Genomic DNA, 22442 nt, shown 5'->3' on the forward strand with positions numbered 1-22442 from the left:
CAATCAAATGATAATTTAACGAAAAAGATAAATTATTCAAATATATTACTTTTACTTTAACACAAAATGAATTATAGTTGCTTTTTTTTTACCTTAAAGTGGATGTCTAGTGGCAACTGAAAGAGTTCACTGTTGCCATACTATTTTTCAAGTGTTGGGCGGTATAATCTAAAGTTTTCCCATGAAAATTCAAGGTTTATGTACAAAATAGTGTCAAGGCATTAATACATTCTTCGGCTAAAACCAGACAGCTAAAAGCGGATAATTGGCTACGCCTCATGGCTTGGCGTTATACTAATTTTACAAAATACTTAAGGAGGTAAAAAATGACCAAAAGCTCATTAACTGTATTCACTCGGCCAATGTGAACAGACTGCCGGGACGCGAAGGAGTTTCTTTCGCAGAATCATATACCTTATGAAGAAATCAATGTCCAGGGTGACCCTGAACAGGAGAAAAAACTTAAAGAGCAGACGGGTACTGCGATTGTACCAGCTTTTATTTTTACAAGCACGAAGCTCTTTTTTATGAAGGATAAAAAGGTTTTGATCGGATTTGAAAATAACAGGAGCGAAATAGAAAAACTGGTTGAAAATTTGAAGCAGTAGAAAGACAGGGGAGGGTTCCGATGATGCATCGGAACCCTCTTTTTCTATCGAGACAAAATTTCTCTGACATGGAACTATTCAGACCAACATAAATTATAATATATAAACCTATGAGAAGGAGGATCACAATTTAAATCCGAGTTGACTTATAAGAATACATGAATTATATTATTCGAGAAAGATAAATTAGGGGGGAAAGACAGTGACCACTGGACTTGTTATTTTAAATATTGCAGTTATGCTAGGCATTATTGCTTTTCTATTTTACATGCAAAAGAAACATGTCTCTTTTTCTAAAAGAGTATTTATTGCGCTCGGAATCGGGATCATCTTCGGTTTCGCACTGCAATTCATTTACGGAGCGGGTTCCGAAATTATTACAAAAAGTACTGACTGGTTCTCGATTATCGGAAGCGGTTATGTAAAGTTCCTGCAAATGATTGTTATGCCGCTAGTATTCATATCCATTTTGGCAGCTTTCACAAAGCTGAAGCTGACGAATAACATCGGTAAAATCAGTACATTGATTCTGGGCCTGCTGGTTGGCACAACGGCTGTAGCGGCTGCTGTAGGGATTGCCACTGCCGTCGGTTTCGACCTTGAAGCGGTACAAATCACGCAGGGTGAGGCAGAACAGGCACGTGCAGAAAAGCTCGAGGAAACATATGGAGGAATCGAGGGGCGTACGATGCCGCAGCAAATTCTGGACCTCCTGCCAGCTAACCCATTCCTGGACTTCACAGGAGCAAGACCAACTTCGACGATTTCAGTTGTAATTTTCGCTGCGTTCCTAGGAATCGCTTACCTTGGTGTCAGGAGAAAGTCCCCGGATCAGGCAGAGCTTTTTGCGAAGATCGTTGATGCTTTCTACGCGGTCATCATGAGGGTGGTCACGCTGATCCTGCGCCTGACTCCATATGGAGTTCTTGCCATCATGACAAAGACGGTTGCCTTAAGTGATTTTGACGCAATTTTAAAACTAGGTAAATTCGTAGCAGCTTCTTATGTTGCGCTTGCAATCATGTTCATCATCCATTTGTTATTACTGACGATTGCTGGTTTAAATCCAGTCACGTATGTTAAAAAAGCATTTCCTGTTCTCGCGTTTGCTTTCACTTCAAGAACGAGTGCCGGGGCATTGCCGTTAAATATCAAAACTCAGCGCTCTCTAGGAGTACCTGAAGGGATTGCGAACTTTGCCGGTTCCTTCGGCTTATCGATCGGGCAAAACGGATGCGCCGGGATTTATCCTGCGATGCTGGCAGTCATGATTGCACCGTCGGTTGGTGTTGACCCATTGACGCCTTCATTCATCGCAACCGTGATCGCGATCGTAGCCATCAGCTCATTCGGAGTTGCCGGAGTCGGTGGTGGCGCGACATTTGCGGCGCTACTAGTTCTTTCAGCGTTGAACCTGCCGGTTGCTCTTGCTGGGTTGCTGATTTCCATCGAACCATTGATTGATATGGGGCGTACCGCTGTAAATGTGAGCGGCTCGATGACTTCGGGTATCCTCACAAGCAGAATCACTAAAGAAATTGATTCATCTACCTATACAGATATGAATCAAAAAATTGAAGCAGAAGCTTGAGGAGAAAAAGTCAGCGCCTTGGTCAGCCTCGACAAGCGCTAGAGCTAGAAAGTAAGCAAAGTACAAAAGGTGATTATTAAGAAAGCCAGCCAAGGAAACCTTGGCTGGCTTTCTGCATTAATTTTGACTCGAAAAATAATTAATGAACAATACCCCTTTTAATCACACACAATGAGGTCATTACTCCCACACAGGTAATCGTAAGCAACGAAAAAATGAATTTTTCCATTCCAATTATCTTCAACCCTGATAAAACTACAATGCCATCTATTAGGAAAATCAAGATTCCGACATTAACCGGAAAAAATTTATGCAGCAATTGCGCTAATAAATCCGTCCCGCCAGTGCTCGTTTCGTAGCGGAGCATCAAGCCGATTCCGCATCCGACCAATACTCCTCCCAGGATTGCGCTTGAGAAGATGCCCATGTGAATACCTTTTTCAACAGGAGCGAATAGATCGATGAAAAAGCTTGATACCAATAAACCATTCAAGCTATGAAAAAAGTATTTCCGTTCCAATATCCAAGCCAATACGTATAGAGGGATACTCAGGAGGATCATCGTAAGGCCCGTGGGAAACCCATAAAAATAGTGAATGATCAACCCAATGCCAATCATGCCGCCGTCCAGGAGATGGTGTGGGACGAGAAAACCATTCACCCCAACTCCAAGCAATATGCTTCCGACAAGTACAGCAAGAACTTTTCCTGTCATCCTAAATCACCAGCCTTGTCCTTCTCCCATTATTTCTATGTAAAAAGACAAGCATTAGAACTCAGAGCAAAACGTAATATTCACATTAAATGGAACTGATCTACAAGTATTATTTTTGCAGAAAAAATAAACAGAACCTGCCATAGGCAAGTTCTGTCTGGTTTCAATATGTTAGTGAGGCAGGAATGCGAGCTGGTAAAAGAACAGCACTGCAAAAACGTAAAGCAGCGGGTGAACATCACGCCATTGTCCTTTTACAACTTTCAGTAAAGGATAGGAAATGAATCCAAGGGCGATTCCGGTTGCGATGCTTGATGTAAGCGGCATGCTCAGGATGATCAGGAAAGCAGGGAAGGCTTCATCAAGTTCATCCCAGCTTATTTGAGAGATGCTTCCCATCATCAGGCTTCCGACAATGATCAATGCCGGAGCAGTAATTGCTGACAATCCGGAAACCGCGCTTACCAGCGGCCCGAAGAAAGCAGCGGCGATGAACAGTCCTGCCACCGTTAGCGAGGTAAGACCAGTACGTCCTCCTGCAGCAACCCCTGAAGATGATTCAATGTAAGCCGTCGTCGGGCTTGTTCCGAACATGGCACCCGCAGCAGTGGCGATCGAGTCAGAAAGCAGGGCTTCTCTTGCGCGCGGCATCGTATTTCCTTTCATCAATCCAGCCTGGTGGGCTACACCGATCATTGTTCCGGTAGTATCAAAGATTGTCACCAGGATAAAAGAGAAGACGACAGCGTATAAGCTGTTCTGTATAACATCCATCAATGCTGTCCACGGATTCAAGACAATCATGCCTTCAGGAAGGGATGGCATCGACATAAAACCTTCCTTGAAATCCAATTGGCCTGTGAGGAAGGCGATCAATGCAGTAACGACCATTCCCAGGAAAAGAGCGCCGTTAACCTTTAGTACCATTAAGACAAGCGTGATGGCCAGGCCCATTAAAGCAAGCAGCGCAGATGGTGAATGCAGGTCACCTAGTCCAACAAGATTTGACGGGTGGTCGGTGATGATCCCTGTCAGGCGCAAGCCGATAAAAGCAATGAACAGGCCAATGCCTGCTGTGATACCATGCTTTAAGTTGGCCGGGATGGCTTCAATTAATTTTTCGCGGAAAGGAGTCAAAGACAAGATAACAAATATTAAACCCGCGATGAAAACAGCAGCGAACGCAGTCTCATATGAAATGTTCTGGTTATTGCCGACAACAGAATAGGCAAAGTAAGCATTCAGCCCCATACCCGGAGCGATTGCGATTGGATAATTAGCAAATAAGGCCATCCAAAGCGTACCAATCACCGCAGCGATGATTGTTGCTGTGAAAACTTGTTCAAAGGGAACACCGGCATCAGCGAGAATAATAGGATTGACCACGACGATATAAACCATAGTGAAAAAAGTCGTTAAGCCGGCCATCATTTCTGTTTTTATATTCGTGTTGTTCTCTTTTAATTTAAACATGAGTTCCTCCAAAATACGAACGATTTTTAAACACAATAAATATAATATTCGTTTTTAAGGAGTTTTACAAGGGGGAATTTAAAGAAAATCAAATAATTAAGGTTAGAGGAGTTATTTTCATAGGGTGACGATCATGAGCTTATTGTACCCTTATGCGAGAGGGTTTATTACAAAGGGTACCTATTAAGCTGAAAGATACCCTTATGCAATGGAATGCTTCACTATGAGGGTACCGATCAAGCTGAAAGATACCCTTATGCAATGGAATGCTTCCCTATAAGGGTACCGTTCTTACCCGAAGAATCAGCTTACAGTGGATGAAAAAAGACTGCCGACAAGGAACCAATTAAAGGTTTTGTCTGCAGTCTCTAAAGTCACCTTTTTTTAAAATAATCTCTCGTCAGCAACAAGCCTCCAATGTAAAGTGCTAGTGCGAAGTAAGCAGGCAGCAGGTGGATAAAATTAATATAACCAATATAGAAATGTGTGAAAAGCCCGGCTGCAAACGCTGGAATTCCTCCAAACAGGAATGTCCTCCATACCCAGGCAGAACCTTCATGGAAACCCCACAGCGAGAGCGTTAAAACCAGAAGGCCAACACTGAATAGTGCGCTGCCAAAGCCTGCACGGTCATGGGCGATGACAGGGATCAGTTTCTTGTTCAATTCATTCATTTGGTCTGGTGTCATGCAAATATATTTCAGGTCGGTATCGACAAAGACAGATGTCGCTCCAATTGTAGATATCACAATTCCGCCGAGCACAAAAGAGAAACCAAGGATGACAAGCAGAAGCTGGCCATACACTGCTTTTTTCCAGGAAGAATTGTTAGTGCGATTTTTTGAAGCAGGAGACTGATTGGCTGAGCGTGTCTTTATAAAGCCTGCGATATAAAAAGGGAGCAGGATGAGCCAGAAGAATCCGTGCAGCCAGTCAAAATAACCAAATCCCAGGAACAGCAAGATTCCAAGGAATCCGGTAATGGCCCCGATATTGAAAGCTTTTCGTGTCCAGTGGATGCCGTATTTGACGCCATGCCTGGCCAGCTGCATATAGATGTAACCGCCTGAAATCATCGTTCCGGCCAGGGTCATCCGGTCATGTGACATGAATTTATAAAGATTTGGGTTATAGGCCATCAATTCAAGCCTGGTCATTTGCATGAATGCTTCATCATAGAAGAGGATCACCTTTGTGAAACTGAAGAATAAGACCGCCGCTCCTCCTATCAGGATGAATAGTCCAAACAGCCAATACCAAATCCAGCCTGGAAGGACTTTTTGCCCGCTTCCCAGTTCGTCCATGAGCGCCTCGTTGATTCTTTTTGGCAAACCGGGTCCTGAGGCGACATAGCCTCCGGTTAGGAAGACTAGCTCTGCTCCGGCTTCAAACAGGGCGAGCGCATCGGCAGGCTGTGCAACTCCTCCGGAAGTGATAACAGGTAAATCAATTTCATTTTTTATAAGGTTCAGAGCATGTTTTATTCCAGCTGTTTGCTGAAGTGGCAAGACCTGTTTGCCGTCCCTTAGAATACGGTCTTCTTCAATCATAAATCCGTCCGTAAATTGGCTTGCTGATTTAAGCTGCAAAATATTGTCAGCTACCATCGAATGCCTGATCGCTAAAAGGACAGGTTTGTTTCCAAGAACCATTTTTATATGTGTGAGAGCATCGAAGCTTTCAATTGAATCAAACTCAATTATGAAGACATCGCCAACATCTTTTAAATGCTCAGCAATGATTAACGATTGCTCGAGCCGAATCAGGATAGGCACTGTCCGTGCATTTGTTAATTTTTCTTTCGCTGCATTAAGACCTATCGTTTCGGCATGTTCAGGCAGGATCAAGGCATCTTGTGTTTTTGAAAGATATGCTGCTGAGTTTCGCTCTCTCATAAATTCGGTAATCGGACCAACTTCAATTGAACCAAAGCCAAGATTTGGGAAAGCTTTGATCCCTGACAATCTCGGGTCTATCTTCCCGCTTAACCCAACCGGGCTATCGAAATGAAGTCCAAAAAGATTTCGCGACAATTTTTGCGAGGGAGACATATGCCCAAGAAATTCGATGAATGGCCTGCCACCGGGTAGCTGTGAAAGGAGGGACATCCCGCGATGAATGAATTCCCGTCCTGTGTTCCCTGGCAAAATAGGCAGCCATGGTTTAAATAATGGGTGATAGGACCAATCAGGCATAATGACCTCCAGATTTTATGGCTTTATCTTTATTCTATCGTACTTTATCATTTCCGGGACAGATAGCCCATTTAATTCTCATGTGCGAATAAAAAGAAATACTTCAAGCTAAAATAGGGGAGAAAAAAATGATTGCGGAGGTAACAAACATGGATTTGAATCGTGTAAAACAAATACTCTCATCATCAGCGGAAATAGATGTCACTTATAACGGTGCATCTGTGTGGATTGATCATTTAAATGAAGATGGACGCACCGCGACTGTCCACCTGCGCGGGCCGCTGGAAGAAAGGACAACTGTCGAAATTACCGAGCTTCACGAGAGATCTTAAGCACCGTCCCTCTATAAAGACTATATGGACGCAGACCGCCGGAATGCAAAATAGTGTACGGCGGTTTTTCTCTATGGCACAATACTTATAATACCTATAGTGGTTTATCTGCTATAAAAGAGAGGTATTTTTTAAAATCGAAAGGAGAGATGAAAATGTTCCATCATACAATTGAAGTGGACAAGTCAATGAATGAAGCAGTATCTGCCCTTGAGACAAGCTTGAAAGAAGAGAAATTTGGTGTCCTTTGGTCCCTGAATATGAAGGAGACACTCGCGGGTAAAGGTGTGGAACTTGACGGTGACTATATCATCCTTGAAGTATGCAATCCGCATGAAGCAAAAAGGGTACTTGAAAAGAATCCTATCGTAAGCTATTTTCTCCCTTGTAAAATTGTAGTATATAAAGAGAACGATACGACCAAGGTCGGCCTGCCAAAACCAACTGAATTGATTAAATTTGTGGAAAATGATGACCTGCAAGCTATTGCTGCAGACATTGAAAAAAGGTTGATCGGAGCAATTGATAATATTAAGTAAGGCACTTTTCTCAAACTTTGTTGCTATTGAGTTCAATAATTTCAAACTACTGAAGTCCGGGAGTCTTTCCCGGGCTTTTTATGCGTCCTGAAAAAGGAGATAAGCCCATTTTAAAAAAAGTATTGTCCGGCTGTTTAGGACAAATTTTTGCCGGGAACTTAAACACTAATTCAAAAAAATTTCGGCTGTTGAGCCGTTTATATAGATTTGGCGGCTGTCAGCTTGGCAGCCGTTTTGATTTGTCTTAAACTTTGCCGAGGGATAAAATGGACTAAAAGGAGGCGGATTATTGTGAGCATTTTTGATACTCATACATTACATAATGGTGTGAAAATACCGGCTTTTGGCCTCGGTGTTTATAAGGTCGAGGGAGGAGAACAAATCGAGGAAACAATCCAGACAGCGCTGGATCTCGGATATCGGCTGATAGATACAGCTTCTTTTTACCAGAATGAAGAAGGTGTAGGAAGAGCTATCCGCAACAGCAGTATACCGAGGGAAGATTTATTTATCACAACGAAGGTCTGGAATTCTGAACAGGGTTATGACAATACGCTTAAAGCCTTTAATGAAAGCATGGATCGGTTAGGGCTGGATTATCTAGATTTATATCTCGTCCACTGGCCTGTTAAAGGCAAATACCTGGACACATGGCGTGCTCTCGAGCAACTGTATCGGGAAGGCAGGGTGAAGGCAATTGGTGTCAGCAATTTTAAAATACACCATTTGGAGGATCTTCTAAGCCATTGCAATGAAAGGCCAGTAATCAATCAAGTCGAACTCCATCCTTTGCTGTCGCAAGCCGACCTGCGGAATTTCTGTCAGGAAAATGACATCAAAGTAGAGGCATGGTCCCCATTGTCCAGAGGAAGGTTCCTTGATGATCCTGTGCTGGGGAAGATTGCGGAACAGCACGCCAAGACTCCGGCTCAGGTTATTTTAAAATGGCACATGCAAAATCATATTATCCCGATTCCTAAATCAGTCAAACCGTCAAGGTTAAAAGAAAACGCAGATATATTTGATTTCAAGCTGGATCAAAAAGAACTGGAGGAGATCAATGGTCTCAATAAGGACCAGCGTTTTGGTGCCGATCCAGACCATATTGATTTTTAAAGGAGCTAAATGCAGGATGATGCTGGTACAAGCGAATCTATACAATGTATATTTTTGGAGATAATGGGCTGAATTCCAATCAGTCCGTTTTTTTATTTGTGAAAATGGATACATTAAAAGGAAAGAGAAAACTGCGTTCTGACAGGTGTTAGAGGGATAATTAAATCCCGGTAGGTTTTAAAATAATCATTGGGTGGTAATGTAGGTGTACAAGCAGAAAGCAACACGATTCAACATCTTAGACTGCTGCTTGTTCAACTGCAGAACAGCCTGGTTTAACACCATGATATTTGAGGTAAGATAATGTTAGAGCAAGCTGGTTAGCTCCCGGGAAGCAACTAAAATCAGCAAAGGCTAGTTTTTACTTCGCTGCAGTTTGAACTCTTTAAAAGGGTGTAAAACCCCTTAGCACTATTACTACTTGTAAAATACATCTACTTTTTAAGGAGGAATTACATTATGATGAGTTTTCTTTGGGCATTAATTATCGGTGGTATTATTGGGTGGTTAGCAGGATTGATCTTGGGAAGAGATATTCCTGGCGGCATCATCGGTAACATCATCGCTGGTTTCGTGGGTGCTTGGATTGGACAAGCAATCTTAGGAGACTGGGGACCTGTAGTTGCTGACTTTGCGATTATCCCGGCATTGATTGGTGCGATTGCATTGGTATTCATCGTCAGCCTTGTACTGAAGAGCATGCGTAAAGCTGACTAATATAAAGAAATCCTTCCGAATCCGGAAGGATTTTTTTTGTTGTATAGGAAATTATAAAAGCATTTTTGTCTGGATAACTACATGTGGGTTTGTCTTAATCCAGCTCCAGCGCCTAGCCCCTCGAGACGCTTCGTTCCTGCCAATGAAGTCAAAGAACGACTTCACTGTCAGGCCCTCCAGCGCTTGTCGGAGATGGGCAGTCGCCTCCTCTTTTCGAATTGTCTAGTGTCGCCTCCTAGAAACTCCGAAACTTCAACTCCGCCGGCAGAAGCAAAAAGCGCTTCTTTGTCGGAGTCTCCAGTTTCTGCGTTTCTAAGCAGTCGGCTATACTTTTCGAGTTCGGTCCTGCAAATGAAGTTAAAGAACGACTTCAATGTCAGGCCCTCCGAGGCACACGATGTGCTAGATCTGCCAGCGACAGGACGTGGCGTCATAGGCGGGCAGCGCTTGTCGGGGCTGAACGAGGCGCTTGCGCTTTTTGTTCTGGAAATTTATGCACTTCATAATAAAATTTAAATCTCATAAGGATCAATGTTAAAAAATATCGGCGGTTGGTCGATAAAAGGTGCGTGGCATATTATTTTTTCCTTTGTGAACGGGTGGGTGAATTCCATTTTTACTGCATGCAGAGCTTGTCTGTGAAATGTATCGCTTCCGCCGTACAGGGAGTCTCCAGCAAGCGGATGCCCAATCGCGCTGAAATGCACCCGGATCTGGTGGGTCCTGCCGGTGTCAAGAGAGCATTGAACCAAGGTAAGGTTTTTATGTTTGATTTTATCTAATACTTTGAAGTGAGTGATGGCGTGCTGGCCTGTCTCCGAGACTCTTCTTTTCGTTGGGTGATGCCGGTCCCGGCCGATTGGTTTATTGATTGTTCCTTTTTTCTGACTGATGATTCCGTCAGCCAAAGCTAAATATGTTCTTTGGATTGCGCGTTCTTCCAGCATTTTATCGAGAATGGCTGTAATGAGCGGGTTTTTCGCAAAAAGTACAGCACCGGTTGTCTCACGGTCAAGCCTGTGTATATGACGCGGCCGGGTAACTTCACCATTTGACTGCAAATGAAACGCAGCACCATTCGCCAGAGTACCACCCTGGCCGCTCTCGTTTGGATGGGTATCCATTCCTGACGGTTTATTGAATACAATCAGATGGTCATCTTCATAAAGGACATCAACGTCCAAGTATTCAGGATGGACAGTCTGCTCTTCTACAGTAAAAAGCTTCAAGCTTAAGCGGTCATTTTTTTTAAGGGGAATTGTCCAATCGGGAACATTTCCGTTAATCAGGACGTTCTTTTCCATTCTCAAAAGATGAACAGATTTTTTTGGAGCTTTCCAAAAATCCTTGAAAAGTGTTTCCAGAGTATGCTTTTCCCATTCATCGGGAATGACAAGTTCACACCATTCGCCTTTTTTATTTGTATGTATCATATTGATCTCCTGACTTTATTAAATTTTATTGAGTTGACGGTAAAAAACTTGTTTGCATTGAAGAAGAGTCTGTCAACTTTTACCGCATGCATGGGCATAATTACCACCCAGTTAATTGGAATGAATATGTTATTCTAGGTATATATATTACGAATAGATTACAAAGGGTATAAAGGTGGGTCGATCATTGAAAATTGTATTTGCGTCTACACCCGGACAAGAAGAGAAAGTGGTAGAACTGGCAAGATATTTTTACACTGATATTTTTCCATTGTACTTTACGGATGAAGACATTCATGAATTCGAAAGGCTTGAAGTTTTACATACGAGACCCGAACAGTTCGAGAGATTCAGTACACTTGGAGCAGCTTTCCATGTTATCACAAGCATGCAGACATTGATCTCTATTTTGGAGTCTGGCCATATTCCTGAAAAATATCAGTCGATGTTCCGTAAAAATGTCCAGACATTGACAGACTACGGAATTTGTTTCCCGTTTAATTACAGTCAATTTTCTGATTCCAAGCATGTTCATCTAGATTATATCAGTACTTATACGAAAGCTGCCAATAGACTGCTACTGTAAGCTGACTGGGGAGCATTAAAACTAAATCCATATGAAAACGCCTGCGAATTGCAGGCGTTTTTTCATTATTCTAATGTATTCTCATTGAACCAATTTTCGAAAGTCGCTTCTTCCTGATAGCCGACGATCCTGTTTACTTCTTTTCCATCCTTGTACTGTACAATGGTTGGAGTCGATTCGATTCCGTAATCATTCCAGCCTTGTTCAAACTCCAAAAGGTTGTATTGAACCAGATCTACATCCATATCCTTTGCCAAAGGTGCAACAATCGGAGTGGTGCGAACGCAGTGAGGGCATGTCGGACTGTGGAAATAGACGGTAACATCCTCGCCGTTTTCAATTTTTTTCTCCAGTTCTTCAGGCAGGATGATATTTTGATAGTTCGGATCATCCAGCTGTTTGACGGTTTCAGGATGAAGTGTGTCTTTCCCGTAAGGATTCCCCTCAGCCTTTTCCTCATTTTGCGCCTTATTCAGAAAAAATAATGCTGCGAATAATGCAATGATAATTAATAGAAAAACAATGACCTTTTTCAAGTTACGCTTCCTCCTTCGTTTTCTTCCAGACCAGCAGGCTTAATGAAAAAATAATGATGAATGCAGTAAGTGCCAGGAATGGGATGGTAATAAAACCAAGCCAGTTGATATATTGGCCTGTACAAGGAACCCTTCCGCAAGTAACAGCATTGTCAGCCATGAACGGCACCTTTTGCAATGAATAATGGTACAGCGATATCAACCCGCCGACAGCTGCCATAATCATCGTATAAAAGGTAATCTTATAATCTTTTTTAACAACTGCTATTCCTAGTATCAAGGCAAAAGGATACATCAGGATTCGCTGATACCAGCACAGCAGACAAGGCTCATACTGCCGGATTTCTGAGAAATACAGACTGCCGAACATGGCAATGATCGACGCAGCCCAGGCCGTAAATAAATATGACTCCCTTGAATCTTTTTTCGTCTCTTTCAAGCTAATCTCCCCTAAGCCAGATAATCTCTATTTAAACACTTTATATAAAAGAAACACTTACCTCTCATTACATCTTAAGGAATGTAATAAAATATTTCAATTAACATTATGTGAAATAATTTTTCCCAATACAAAGGGAGAAGCTAAATAAAGAGTTATAACCAATCGATTTAGGGTATAGGAATATGATGATGATTTAGAGGCTAGTTTGTTTTTTTACATACATAGTAAGTAAATGCTAATAATAGCGATTTTTTTTATGACAGAAAGGATGCAGATTTATATGAGTGAATTGGATTTGTCCAAATTTGAAAAAAGAATGATCATCCGCAACACGAAGCAAGAGGATATTGATGAGATCATCAAGATGCAGAACAGCTGCTTTCCTGGAATGGATCCGTGGAAGCGGGACCAGCTTGAGAGCCATCTTGACGTATTTCCAGAAGGCCAATTCGTTGCAGAATATGATGGGAAAGTAGTTGGCTCCTGTTCGAGTCTGATTATAAACTTTGATGAATATGATGACCGCCACAGCTGGGATGATGTCACAGATGAAGGCTATATTACGAACCATAACCCAGATGGATATAACCTATATGGAATAGAAGTCATGACCCATCCTGAATTCAGGAGGATGAAAGTTGGCTACCGTTTGTATGAAGCAAGGAAGGATCTCGCAAGGCAAATGAATCTGAAAAGTATCATTATCGGCGGGAGGATCCCAAATTACCATTTGCACGCGGAAGAAATGTCACCAAGAGAATATGTCCGGCAGGTCGCTTCCCATAAAATCTATGATCCGGTTCTCTCATTCCAGCTGAGGAACGACTTCACTCTGATGAGGATCAACCCGAACTATTTGCCGGATGATCTCCAGTCGAATAAATACGCGACATTGATGGAATGGAACAATGTAGACTATCAGCCAAAATCGAAAAGATTCTATAAGACCAGCAATCCTGTCCGGATATGCGTTGTCCAGTATATGATGAGACAAATCAAGTCATTTGAAGATTTGGCTCACCAGGTTGAATACTTTACGGATGTTGCATCAGATGCCGGTTCTGATTTTGCCGTGTTCCCGGAAATTTTCACGACACAGCTTATGTCATTCATGGATGAAAAATCACCCTCGCTCGCGGTACGCAGGGTGACTGAATATACCGAGCAGTACATCGAGCTGTTCACCGACCTGGCTGTCCGCTACAATGTCAACATCATCGGAGGCTCGCATTTGGTAAAAGAAGAAGACGATGAGATTTACAATATTTCTTACTTGTTCCGCAGAGATGGAACAATCGATAAGCAATACAAGCTGCATATCACGCCAAATGAGCGTAGATGGTGGGGCATCAGCCGCGGCGATGAATTAAAGGTGTTCGATACAGACTGCGGCAAGATTGCGATTCAAATTTGTTATGATATCGAATTCCCTGAACTTGCGAGGATCGCCACTGATATGGGAGCCAAAATCATTTTCACACCGTTTTGTACCGAAGACCGCCAGGGTTACCTGCGGGTTCGTTACTGTGCCCAGGCGAGAGCGGTCGAAAATCAAGTGTACACGGTCATTTCGGGTACGGTTGGCAACCTGCCGCAAACAGAAAACATGGATATCCAATATGCCCAGTCAGGGATTTTCGCGCCATCTGATTTTGAATTCGCCAGGGACGGCATTGTCGGCGAAACCAATCCAAATATCGAAATGGTCATGATCGGCGATGTTGACCTGGAAATCCTCCGCCGCCAGCGCCAGGATGGGACAGTCCGCCAACTCAAAGACCGCAGGCATGATATTTACCGCATTCAGTATAAGAAGTAAGATAAGGTGAAGCACCTGGGGAATAGAGCTGATTCCCCGGGTGTTTTTTTGCGTTCTTTTTGGAGTGGCTTTAAGGTAATGAAATAAGTGTACAGAAGTGTACAGGGGTATGCTCCCAGTTTTACCTTAAGCAGGGTGACGGCGGGATTAACCCTTTTTTTCGGGCAATTAACCCTTTGGTCCGGGCAATTAGCACAATGTTTCGGATGATTAACGGTATTATTCGGGAGATTATGGCCGAAGATTAAGAGAATAATTTTTCCAATTGGCTCAGCTGCTTTCAGCACACTCGATTTTTACAAGATAATGGAAAAATCAAACCCGCTGATCAACCGAAATAAAAAAAGAAATCGCAATAAGGTGGATTCGTGCTGCTAATGTAAAAAACGACATTTAAAATTATACATTTTAATGGCAAAAGCAGTGAAATATATCGAAAACAATCACACAAAAGTTATCAATCATACCCTATCTTGTTTTATAATTAGCTGTAAGATTCAAATCTTATTTTTCAGGAGGTCATTCAATGGATTGGAAGAAGAAAGCCGACAAGTGGCTTGGTTTTGCCGGATTGGATCCGGAGCTGAAAACCGAACTAGATTCATTAAAGGATAATGGACAGCAATTAGAGGAAGTATTTTATAAAGATTTGGAATTCGGCACTGGCGGAATGCGCGGTGAAATTGGCGCGGGTACCAACCGGATGAACTTATACACAGTGCGCAAGGCATCTGCCGGTCTGTCAGCATACATAGAAGCACAAGGAAATGAAGCGAAGCAGCGTGGCGTGGCAATTGCCTACGATTCCCGCCATAAGTCACCTGAATTCGCAATGGAAGCTGCAAAGACATTGGCGACCCGCGGCATCCAGACATATGTTTTTGAAGAATTAAGGCCAACACCGGAGCTTTCATTCGCAGTACGGCACCTGCATGCATATGCAGGAATCGTCATTACTGCCAGCCATAACCCGCCTGAATATAATGGCTATAAAGTTTATGGCCCTGATGGCGGACAGCTGCCTCCAGATAGTGCGGATGAAGTGATCACAAAGGTAAACGAGATTGAAAATGAATTGGCAATCGAGGTAATGGAAGAGCAAGAGTTGAAGGAAAAAGGCTTGATTAAGATGATTGGGTCCGAAGTGGACCGCGCTTATCTTGAAAAGCTTATGACGATATCCGAAAATCCAACGCTGGCAGATGAAGCCGATGTGAAAGTGGTTTTCACACCATTGCATGGGACTGCCAATATGCCTGTGCGCAATATCCTGACGAACCTGAAATACCAGAACGTCACGGTCGTGAAAGAGCAGGAGCTTCCGGATCCTGAGTTTTCCACAGTTCAGAGCCCGAATCCTGAAGAGCCTGCCGCATTTGAGCTTGCGATCCGTGAAGGGAAGAAAATCGATGCTGATGTACTCATTGCAACGGACCCTGATGCAGACAGGCTCGGTATCGCTGTAAAAGACTCGGATGGGGAGTATGTTGTGCTGACAGGAAACCAGACAGGAGCCCTGCTGCTGCATTATATCCTGACGCAAAAACAGGAGAAGGAAACACTCCCAGCCAATGGTGCAGTGTTCAAGACAATCGTAACTTCCGAACTTGGACGCAAAATCGCATCATCTTTCGGGGTTAATACAATCGATGTATTGACCGGTTTTAAGTTCATCGCAGAAAAAATCAAGCAATATGAAGAATCAGGGGAGTATAAATTCCTGTTTGGCTATGAAGAAAGCTATGGATACCTAATCGGGGACTTTGCCCGTGATAAAGACGCAGTCCAGGCGGCGATGCTTGCTGTCGAGGTTTGCGCATATTATAAGAAGAAGGGCATGTCTTTGTACCAAGCTCTGCTCAGTGTATTTGAAGAATACGGTTATTATCAGGAGGGACTGCGTTCCCTGACGCTGAAAGGAAAAGAGGGCGCAGAATTAATCCAGAAAACGCTCGGGGTCTTCCGCCAGAATCCTCTTAGACAGCTCGGTGAATTGAAGGTTACCACTGTGGAAGATTATTTAACAGGTATAAGAATGAATGAGAGCAACGAGGAAGAAAAAATCCAGCTTCCTTCTTCAAATGTTATCAAATACTATCTTGAGGATGGTACATGGATGTGCCTTCGCCCGTCTGGAACGGAACCAAAGATCAAGTTTTATTTTGGTGTGAACGACAAGAGCCTGGCAGAAAGCAAGCAGAAGCTTCAAAAAATCGAACAGGATTTCATGGAGGCAGTTGAAAAGAAAATGGAAGCTGCAAAGAACTTGTAAATCACAACCTTAGAACTTCAGCAAGAAAGGAAGTAATCAAATGTTAAAAGAACAAGTAGCAATCGTCACAGGTGCATCAAGAGGAATTGGCAAGGAAATAGCCGTGAAATTGGCTGAGCAGGGAATGAAGCTCGTGATCGCAGGCAGCTCAGAAGAAATCAATCAGACAGCGGATGAAATGAAACAGAAAGGTTTTTCAGATGTCATAGCGGTCCAAACCGATGTCAGCGATGAGCAGCAGGTGAAGAACCTTGTTGAAAAAACGGTGGAAGCATTCGGCCAGGTTGACGTACTTGTCAATAATGCCGGTATCGGCTTTTTCAAACTGGCAGAAGAAGTCACGGTTGATGAATGGAAAAAGCTTTTTGAAGTTAATGTACAAGGTGTATTCCTTGGCGCCAAAGCCGTACTTCCACATATGAAGGAACGTAAATCGGGGACCATCATTACAATCTCCTCTGATGTAGGCAGATACACGATTCCTAATGGAAGTGCTTATACAGCTTCAAAGTATGCTGTCCAGGGCTTCAGCGGGGCACTTGCCCAGGAAGTGAGGGAGTTTGGAATTCGCGTTGGCACCATTAACCCTGGAATGGTTGATACTTATTTTGCTGACTCAAAGCAGGGGCTTCCGGAAAAACATGACTGGCTGAAGGTAGAGGACATAGCAAACGCAGTTGTCTATATGGCTTCCGCTCCTAAACATATGCTTATTGATGAAATTGTCATTCACCCGCTTGTACAGAATTATCCGATTGCCTGATTAAGGTGGGATTTAGCAAAAAAATGAAGCGGGTAGTGAGTAACAAGCCAAATAATTACTAGTAAAAATCAGCATAAAAAATAATAAACACGGCACCTTAATATAGGTGACCGTGTTATTTTTTTTGGTGGAATTCTCATGGTTAAATCGAGCCGGTTACAGCGGTTTCCAGGTAGTCATCGCCGGCGGCTTCATTTGCGTGGTCGATATATCTGAGCAGGGAATACAGGCGCTTTTCAATGACAGCATAATCTTTTTCAAAGTTGTAAGCGTGGAGAAAATGTTCGATCTTTTTGGCCAGGAACTGGTCCTCTGTCCTGACCATAAGGATGAGCAGGTTATCCCATTGGGATCGGTGCGTGTAATATAGAGCCCGATCGTAATCCGATTTCTTCATATCCAATCCTCCTTATGAGGAGTTGATAATATTATATGGATTTGGCGCCGTAACTTCCTCAGAAAATGTTGGACGCCCCTGTTTACTGGGTTTTTCAAGTTTTACCTGTATATTTGTACGCAGAAATGATCAGGATTGACTACATTTCGATATGGGTTTACCAAGCTGGTATGCAAAAAGGAGTGTACGATGAAAAAGTATTTTTTCACCATGGCTGTATTGTTGATTTTGTTACTGGGGATCCAGAGAGTTGATATTCATGCGCAAAGGCCGGACTATGAAAAATATGGACGGATCGCTACTGCTGTAATCAAGGAGGAATATCCAGGAGAAGCTGTCCAGGATTATAAGTATAAGGGCAGAAAGCAAATAGATGATCGACAGGTACTCGACTCATTTCAATACAAGGTCAGTGTCGACGGAAAACCTGTTATTATGACGGTGCAAGTAGCCCACGATTTAAAAAATGAAAGGTTGTTGAGTCTTACAGTGACTGAGCAGCACCAGCAGTAAAGTTTCTAACCTGTTCATCATTCTCCTTTATTTCTCATACATTGTTGTAAGAGGTGAAAGGGGGAGAGATGGTGTCGGAAGATCAGAAGTCACTGGAATATGCCATTTCTGAAATTACCGAAATCGCTAAAGGGTTTGGGCTGGACTTTTATCCGATGAGGTATGAAATATGTCCTGCAGAAATCATCTATACATTTGGCGCTTATGGAATGCCAACAAGGTTTTCTCATTGGAGCTTTGGCAAACAGTTTCATAAAATGAAGCTCCATTATGATTTAGGTCTCTCAAAAATTTATGAGCTGGTTATCAATTCTAATCCATGTTATGCCTTTTTGTTAGATTCGAATTCGCTGATTCAGAACAAGTTAATCGTTGCCCATGTCCTTGCCCACTGTGATTTCTTTAAGAACAATGTCCGTTTCCAGAATACGAAGAGGGATATGGTTGAAAGCATGGCGGCAACAGCTGAGAGAATCCGTAAATATGAAATCGAGCATGGAAAACAAGCGGTGGAGTCTTTCCTTGATGCGGTGCTAGCCATCGAAGAGCATATCGATCCATCGTTGATGAGGCCGAAGCTCGCATGGTCTGCCGAAGATAATTTTGAGGATGAACCAACGACAATAGCGACTCCGTATGATGATCTTTGGAACCTTGAATCCAAAAAGACGGAATCAACAGAGAAGATAAAGAAGAAGAAATTCCCGCCGCGCCCAGAGAAAGATCTGCTATTGTTCATTGAAAGTTATAGCCGCGAGCTGGAGGATTGGCAGCGGGATATCCTAACAATGATGCGTGAGGAAATGCTTTATTTTTGGCCGCAGCTTGAAACGAAAATCATGAACGAAGGCTGGGCTTCATACTGGCATCAACGGATTCTCAGGGAAATGGATCTGACGAGCGGCGAAGCAATCGAGTTCGCAAAATTGAATGCCGGAGTCGTGCAGCCATCAAAGACGGGAATCAACCCATATTATTTAGGGATTAAAATTTTCGAGGACATCGAAGAGCGCTATAACCATCCGACTGAGGAAATGAAGCGGCGAGGCGTAAAGCCGGGGTCAGGCCGGGAGAAAATGTTTGAAGTCCGCGAAATCGAATCGGATATTTCATTTTTACGCAATTACTTGACGAAGGACCTTGTCATGCGTGAAGATATGTACCTCTTCCAAAAACAAGGACGTGAATATAAAGTCGTCGATAAAGCGTGGGAACAGGTTCGAGACCAGCTTGTCAGCATGAGAGTGAATGGGGGATTCCCATACTTGACCGTAACGGATGGCGATTATCTTAAGAATGGAGAGTTATATATAACACACAGCTTCGAGGGGATCGAGCTCGACATTAAGTACCTTGAAAAAGTCCTTCCATACGTCCATCAGCTATGGGGCAGGAAATGCCATATCGAAACAATGGTCGAAAGCAGGGCAATGCTATACACCTATGATGGAAAAGGGATCCATCGCAAATATTTATAATCAAGAAAACCGCTGATTTCCAGCGGTTTTTAATTATTTTTGTAAGGCTGTTTTCGTAAGATTGTTGTTAAAATCCTAAAGCCGATTTTAGCGTATATAAAGCCATTTTGCTGGTCGGTATTAAGTATGCAAGCTCTTTTCTCATTATAAAGAGACAAGTTTGCAAAGAAAAAAAGGTCATTCAATCTTATTTTGTAGTCGATAGCAATTAAGTTTGAGAAAAGAGCTTTGTGAAAAACTACAATAATAAGGTAATTAAAATATGGCTGTTTTCGTAAAGATTGTTGTTAAAATCCTAAAGCCGAGTTTAACGTGATAATAGCCATTTGGTATGTCGGTACTAAGTTTGCAAGCTCTTTTCTCATAATAAGCGTTCATTTTGTGAAGAAACTCAGGTAATTCAATCCTATTTTGTAGGCAATAGCAACAAAGTTTGAGAAAAGAGCCTAAAATATAGACAAGCTTTTTGTTGAACCAATTTCAAAAGTGAGTCATAATTATATATATGACCATATATTCATATATAAGGCGGGGAGGGATCATATGGGACATAATCATTCGCATGGGCACAGTCACAGCCACGGCCATGCCCATACAAACAATAAAAGAGCTTTATTCTGGGCTTTTCTCATAATTGCAGCTTTCATGGTTATTGAGGTGATTGGCGGGGTCATCACCAACAGCCTTGCTTTGCTTTCCGACGCGGGCCATATGCTGAGCGATGCAGCTGCACTTGGTTTGAGCTTGTTCGCGATGAAGCTTGGCGAAAGAAAGGCCACACAATCAAAGACGTATGGTTATAAAAGATTCGAAATCATCGCAGCAGCTTTAAACGGGCTTACCTTGATTATTATTTCAATTTATATATTTGTTGAAGCATACCATCGTTTTACAGATCCTCCGCAAGTTCAAAGCATAGGAATGCTGACGATTTCCGTTATTGGGCTGATTGTCAATATCATTGCCGCGTGGATTTTGATGAGTGGAGACAAGGATGAAAACTTGAATGTAAGAAGCGCTTTCCTTCACGTGTTGGGAGATATGCTTGGCTCGGTTGGGGCAATCACAGCAGCATTGCTGATATACTTCTTTGGCTGGGGACTTGCAGATCCCATCGCGAGCGTAGCCGTTGCGATTCTGATCATCATCAGCGGCTGGAGAGTGATGAAGGAGAGCTTTCATGTACTGATGGAAGGCACACCGGAGCAGATTAAAGTGAACGAAGTGAAAGATGAAATAATGAAGATTCCCGAAGTGAAGGATGTGCATGATGTCCACATCTGGTCGATTACTTCAGGCGTGCTGATGCTTAGCGGGCATATTGCCGTCAAAGGCGAAGGAGCGCATGACAGAGTGCTTCACAAAGCCCAGAAGCTGTTGCATGACCGCTTCGGGATTGATCATAGTACACTTCAGGTAGAAGGGGAGGAACACGGATGCCCATGCGCCCATGGACCTTGCAATTGATTAAACAGTACCATATCACGATGGAATAAAAACATTAAAATGCTGTTATCGCAATGATTGTTGCTATCGTAAATGTTCTAGAATCGCGCTAAAGAAGGTGTCTGGCTCTTTTCGAGATGATTCCTGATATGGATGGCATTTTATACTCGTGAAAACCCAGGCGCCGGTTTTTATTTTTGGTTGAGAAAGCAATAAAGTTTACGAAAGGCTGTTTTCGTAAAGATTGTTGTTAAAATCCTAAAGCCGATTTTAACGTAATATAAAGCCATTTTGCAGGGCGGTATTAAGTTGAGATGCTCTTTTCTCACAAAAAAGTCTACTTTGCGAGGAAAAATAGGTCATTCAATCCTATTTTGTAGTCAATAGCAACAAAGTTTGAGAAAAGAGCCTAACGAAAAGAGCCATCAAAAAAACATGCCAGCCAATATAGATGGGCATACCCATCAATGATGGCTGGCATGTTCTATGCTTTGCTTTAACAGATCGATGACATGTTCGTCATCATGGGTATAATAGAGCGAAGTGCCTTCTCTCCTGAATTTGACGAGCCTGAGATTCTTTAAAAAGCGCAGCTGATGTGAAACGGTCGATTGCAGCAAAGAAAGCTTTTCTGCTATCTCATTAACCGAATGTTCCCCCTGTAGCAGCAGATGGAGGATTCTGAGTCTCGTGGGATCTGAAAGGGCTTTGAAGGTCTGGGAAACCATGAATAATGTTTCCTCATCCAAATCCATTTCATGCGTGTTCTTTTTCTTTTCTTCCAAGTTAATCAGCCTCCTTCATCTATATTATACCTTATGAAAGAAAAATCACGGCTGTAAAAACAGACGAGATTTCTGTTTTTGATATAGAGTCTTTCAGCATCTAAACGAGAAATCCAGCCTCTCAATATTAGGATGAATAACTATTCCTGTAGAGGTGGAAATATAGAACATGCAAATAAAGATAGATGGTGACTGAGCAAATGAACAGGAATCTTTGAGGCTCGGGTGATAAACTTATAGTTAATAGAGGCAGGAAGTAGGTGAAGAGGTGGACGAGAACAATACACATGAATCAAAATATATCCAGCAGCACCTTGCAAATGAGCGTACCTACCTTGCCTGGGTCCGGACCTCAATCGCCATAATCGGGATTGGTTTTCTGGCATCAAGTTTGCATTTTAATAACATCAGGTCTGTAAGCCCGGCTGCAGACACGATTGCTGTTTTTGTCAGCATCTTTTCTTTGTTGATTGGTTTGATAATCCTGTTCTTTGCGACAACACATTATTTCTCGGTACGAAAAAATATCAACAGGCAAACATTCGAATCAGCCAGTAACCTGATAAAAATTTCTACAGGGATCATTTTTTTGATCTTTCTGTTACTTGGTATTTATTTAATCAGCATTTTATTTTGACGTGGCTTTATTGCCAGTTTGACTTGTTCCCTTATGGACCGGGCTTCTC

At 42.6% G+C, this 22442-nt stretch carries 21 protein-coding genes and 1 pseudogene; 14 read left to right on the forward strand and 8 right to left on the reverse strand.

Annotated features, from left to right (window positions below):
• Positions 1-383: 383 nt before the first annotated feature.
• Together J7E37_RS22550 and J7E37_RS20270 are read left to right on the forward strand one after the other, a co-directional pair.
• Positions 384-608: pseudogene (locus J7E37_RS22550) on the forward strand (glutaredoxin family protein); the annotation flags it as partial.
• 238 nt (positions 609-846) lie between these two features.
• A complete protein-coding gene (locus J7E37_RS20270) occupies positions 847-2199 on the forward strand; it encodes an L-cystine transporter (RefSeq protein WP_251009793.1) in 1353 nt (450 codons plus the stop codon).
• Positions 2200-2338: 139 nt separating this feature from the next.
• Here J7E37_RS20270 and J7E37_RS20275 read toward each other — a convergent pair whose 3' ends face one another.
• From J7E37_RS20275 to J7E37_RS20285, 3 genes are all read right to left on the reverse strand, one after another.
• Positions 2339-2914, reverse strand: coding sequence for a YitT family protein (locus J7E37_RS20275; protein ID WP_214781674.1), 576 nt, complete (start codon positions 2912-2914; stop codon positions 2339-2341).
• Between the two features lie 171 nt (positions 2915-3085).
• Positions 3086-4387, reverse strand: coding sequence for an NCS2 family permease (locus tag J7E37_RS20280; protein ID WP_214781676.1), 1302 nt, complete (start codon positions 4385-4387; stop codon positions 3086-3088).
• A 374-nt stretch (positions 4388-4761) separates the two neighbouring features.
• Positions 4762-6582, reverse strand: coding sequence for a dihydroorotate dehydrogenase (locus tag J7E37_RS20285; protein WP_214781678.1), 1821 nt, complete (start codon positions 6580-6582; stop codon positions 4762-4764).
• 149 nt (positions 6583-6731) lie between these two features.
• Here J7E37_RS20285 and J7E37_RS20290 point away from each other — a divergent pair, with 149 nt between their 5' ends.
• The 4 genes from J7E37_RS20290 to J7E37_RS20305 all read left to right on the forward strand — a co-directional run bounded on the left by J7E37_RS20290 (position 6732) and on the right by J7E37_RS20305 (position 9286).
• Entirely contained in the window at positions 6732-6914 is a 183-nt protein-coding gene (locus tag J7E37_RS20290) for an H-type small acid-soluble spore protein (RefSeq protein ID WP_214735779.1), read from the forward strand.
• A 155-nt stretch (positions 6915-7069) separates the two neighbouring features.
• Complete coding sequence (locus J7E37_RS20295) at positions 7070-7453, forward strand: DUF302 domain-containing protein (RefSeq protein WP_214781680.1); 384 nt, start codon at positions 7070-7072, stop codon at positions 7451-7453.
• Between the two features lie 288 nt (positions 7454-7741).
• A complete protein-coding gene (locus J7E37_RS20300; protein ID WP_483297227.1) occupies positions 7742-8569 on the forward strand; it encodes an aldo/keto reductase in 828 nt (275 codons plus the stop codon).
• Between the two features lie 459 nt (positions 8570-9028).
• Entirely contained in the window at positions 9029-9286 is a 258-nt protein-coding gene (locus tag J7E37_RS20305) for a GlsB/YeaQ/YmgE family stress response membrane protein (RefSeq protein WP_251009788.1), read from the forward strand.
• Between the two features lie 512 nt (positions 9287-9798).
• Here the strand turns inward: J7E37_RS20305 and J7E37_RS20310 are convergent.
• Positions 9799-10719 carry an RluA family pseudouridine synthase gene (locus J7E37_RS20310; RefSeq protein WP_214781686.1) on the reverse strand — a complete coding sequence of 307 codons (921 nt, stop codon included), beginning with the start codon at positions 10717-10719 and terminating at the stop codon, positions 9799-9801.
• 187 nt (positions 10720-10906) lie between these two features.
• On the opposite strand from J7E37_RS20310, the gene J7E37_RS20315 reads away from it, so the two are divergent.
• Complete coding sequence (locus tag J7E37_RS20315) at positions 10907-11305, forward strand: YhcU family protein (RefSeq protein WP_214781688.1); 399 nt, start codon at positions 10907-10909, stop codon at positions 11303-11305.
• Between the two features lie 65 nt (positions 11306-11370).
• Here the strand turns inward: J7E37_RS20315 and J7E37_RS20320 are convergent, their stop codons facing one another.
• Both J7E37_RS20320 and J7E37_RS20325 read right to left on the reverse strand, forming a co-directional pair.
• Positions 11371-11841 carry a thioredoxin family protein gene (locus J7E37_RS20320; RefSeq protein ID WP_214781690.1) on the reverse strand — a complete coding sequence of 157 codons (471 nt, stop codon included), beginning with the start codon at positions 11839-11841 and terminating at the stop codon, positions 11371-11373.
• A 1-nt stretch (position 11842) separates the two neighbouring features.
• Entirely contained in the window at positions 11843-12280 is a 438-nt protein-coding gene (locus J7E37_RS20325; RefSeq protein ID WP_214781692.1) for a disulfide oxidoreductase, read from the reverse strand.
• A 283-nt stretch (positions 12281-12563) separates the two neighbouring features.
• Between J7E37_RS20325 and J7E37_RS20330 the strand changes: the two genes are divergently transcribed.
• The 3 genes from J7E37_RS20330 (at position 12564) to J7E37_RS20340 (ending at position 17137) form a co-directional block, all read left to right on the forward strand.
• Positions 12564-14102, forward strand: coding sequence for a bifunctional GNAT family N-acetyltransferase/carbon-nitrogen hydrolase family protein (locus J7E37_RS20330; protein WP_214781694.1), 1539 nt, complete (start codon positions 12564-12566; stop codon positions 14100-14102).
• A 526-nt stretch (positions 14103-14628) separates the two neighbouring features.
• Entirely contained in the window at positions 14629-16374 is a 1746-nt protein-coding gene (locus J7E37_RS20335) for a phospho-sugar mutase (protein ID WP_214781696.1), read from the forward strand.
• Positions 16375-16414: 40 nt separating this feature from the next.
• Entirely contained in the window at positions 16415-17137 is a 723-nt protein-coding gene (locus J7E37_RS20340) for an SDR family oxidoreductase (protein ID WP_214781698.1), read from the forward strand.
• Between the two features lie 142 nt (positions 17138-17279).
• Here J7E37_RS20340 and J7E37_RS20345 read toward each other — a convergent pair whose 3' ends face one another.
• Positions 17280-17534, reverse strand: coding sequence for a YhdB family protein (locus J7E37_RS20345; protein ID WP_214781700.1), 255 nt, complete (start codon positions 17532-17534; stop codon positions 17280-17282).
• A 189-nt stretch (positions 17535-17723) separates the two neighbouring features.
• Between J7E37_RS20345 and J7E37_RS20350 the strand changes: the two genes are divergently transcribed.
• From J7E37_RS20350 to J7E37_RS20360, 3 genes are all read left to right on the forward strand, one after another.
• Positions 17724-18047: a DUF3889 domain-containing protein gene (locus J7E37_RS20350; RefSeq protein WP_214781702.1), complete on the forward strand. Its 324-nt coding sequence runs from the start codon at positions 17724-17726 to the stop codon at positions 18045-18047.
• 68 nt (positions 18048-18115) lie between these two features.
• Positions 18116-19525: a SpoVR family protein gene (locus tag J7E37_RS20355; RefSeq protein ID WP_214781704.1), complete on the forward strand. Its 1410-nt coding sequence runs from the start codon at positions 18116-18118 to the stop codon at positions 19523-19525.
• Between the two features lie 543 nt (positions 19526-20068).
• On the forward strand, positions 20069-20992 hold the full coding sequence (locus J7E37_RS20360; protein ID WP_214781706.1) for a cation diffusion facilitator family transporter: 924 nt from the start codon (positions 20069-20071) through the stop codon (positions 20990-20992).
• Between the two features lie 443 nt (positions 20993-21435).
• On the opposite strand, the gene J7E37_RS20365 is transcribed toward J7E37_RS20360, so the two are convergent.
• Positions 21436-21726, reverse strand: coding sequence for an ArsR/SmtB family transcription factor (locus tag J7E37_RS20365; RefSeq protein WP_214781871.1), 291 nt, complete (start codon positions 21724-21726; stop codon positions 21436-21438).
• A gap of 298 nt (positions 21727-22024) precedes the next feature.
• On the opposite strand from J7E37_RS20365, the gene J7E37_RS20370 reads away from it, so the two are divergent.
• Positions 22025-22393 (forward strand): YidH family protein, encoded by a 369-nt coding sequence (locus tag J7E37_RS20370; protein WP_214781708.1) that lies wholly within the window; start codon positions 22025-22027, stop codon positions 22391-22393.
• Positions 22394-22442 lie beyond the last annotated feature (49 nt).

Origin of the sequence: Bacillus sp. ISL-39, assembly GCF_018613295.1 — a bacterium.
GTDB lineage: Bacteria > Bacillota > Bacilli > Bacillales > Cytobacillaceae > Mesobacillus.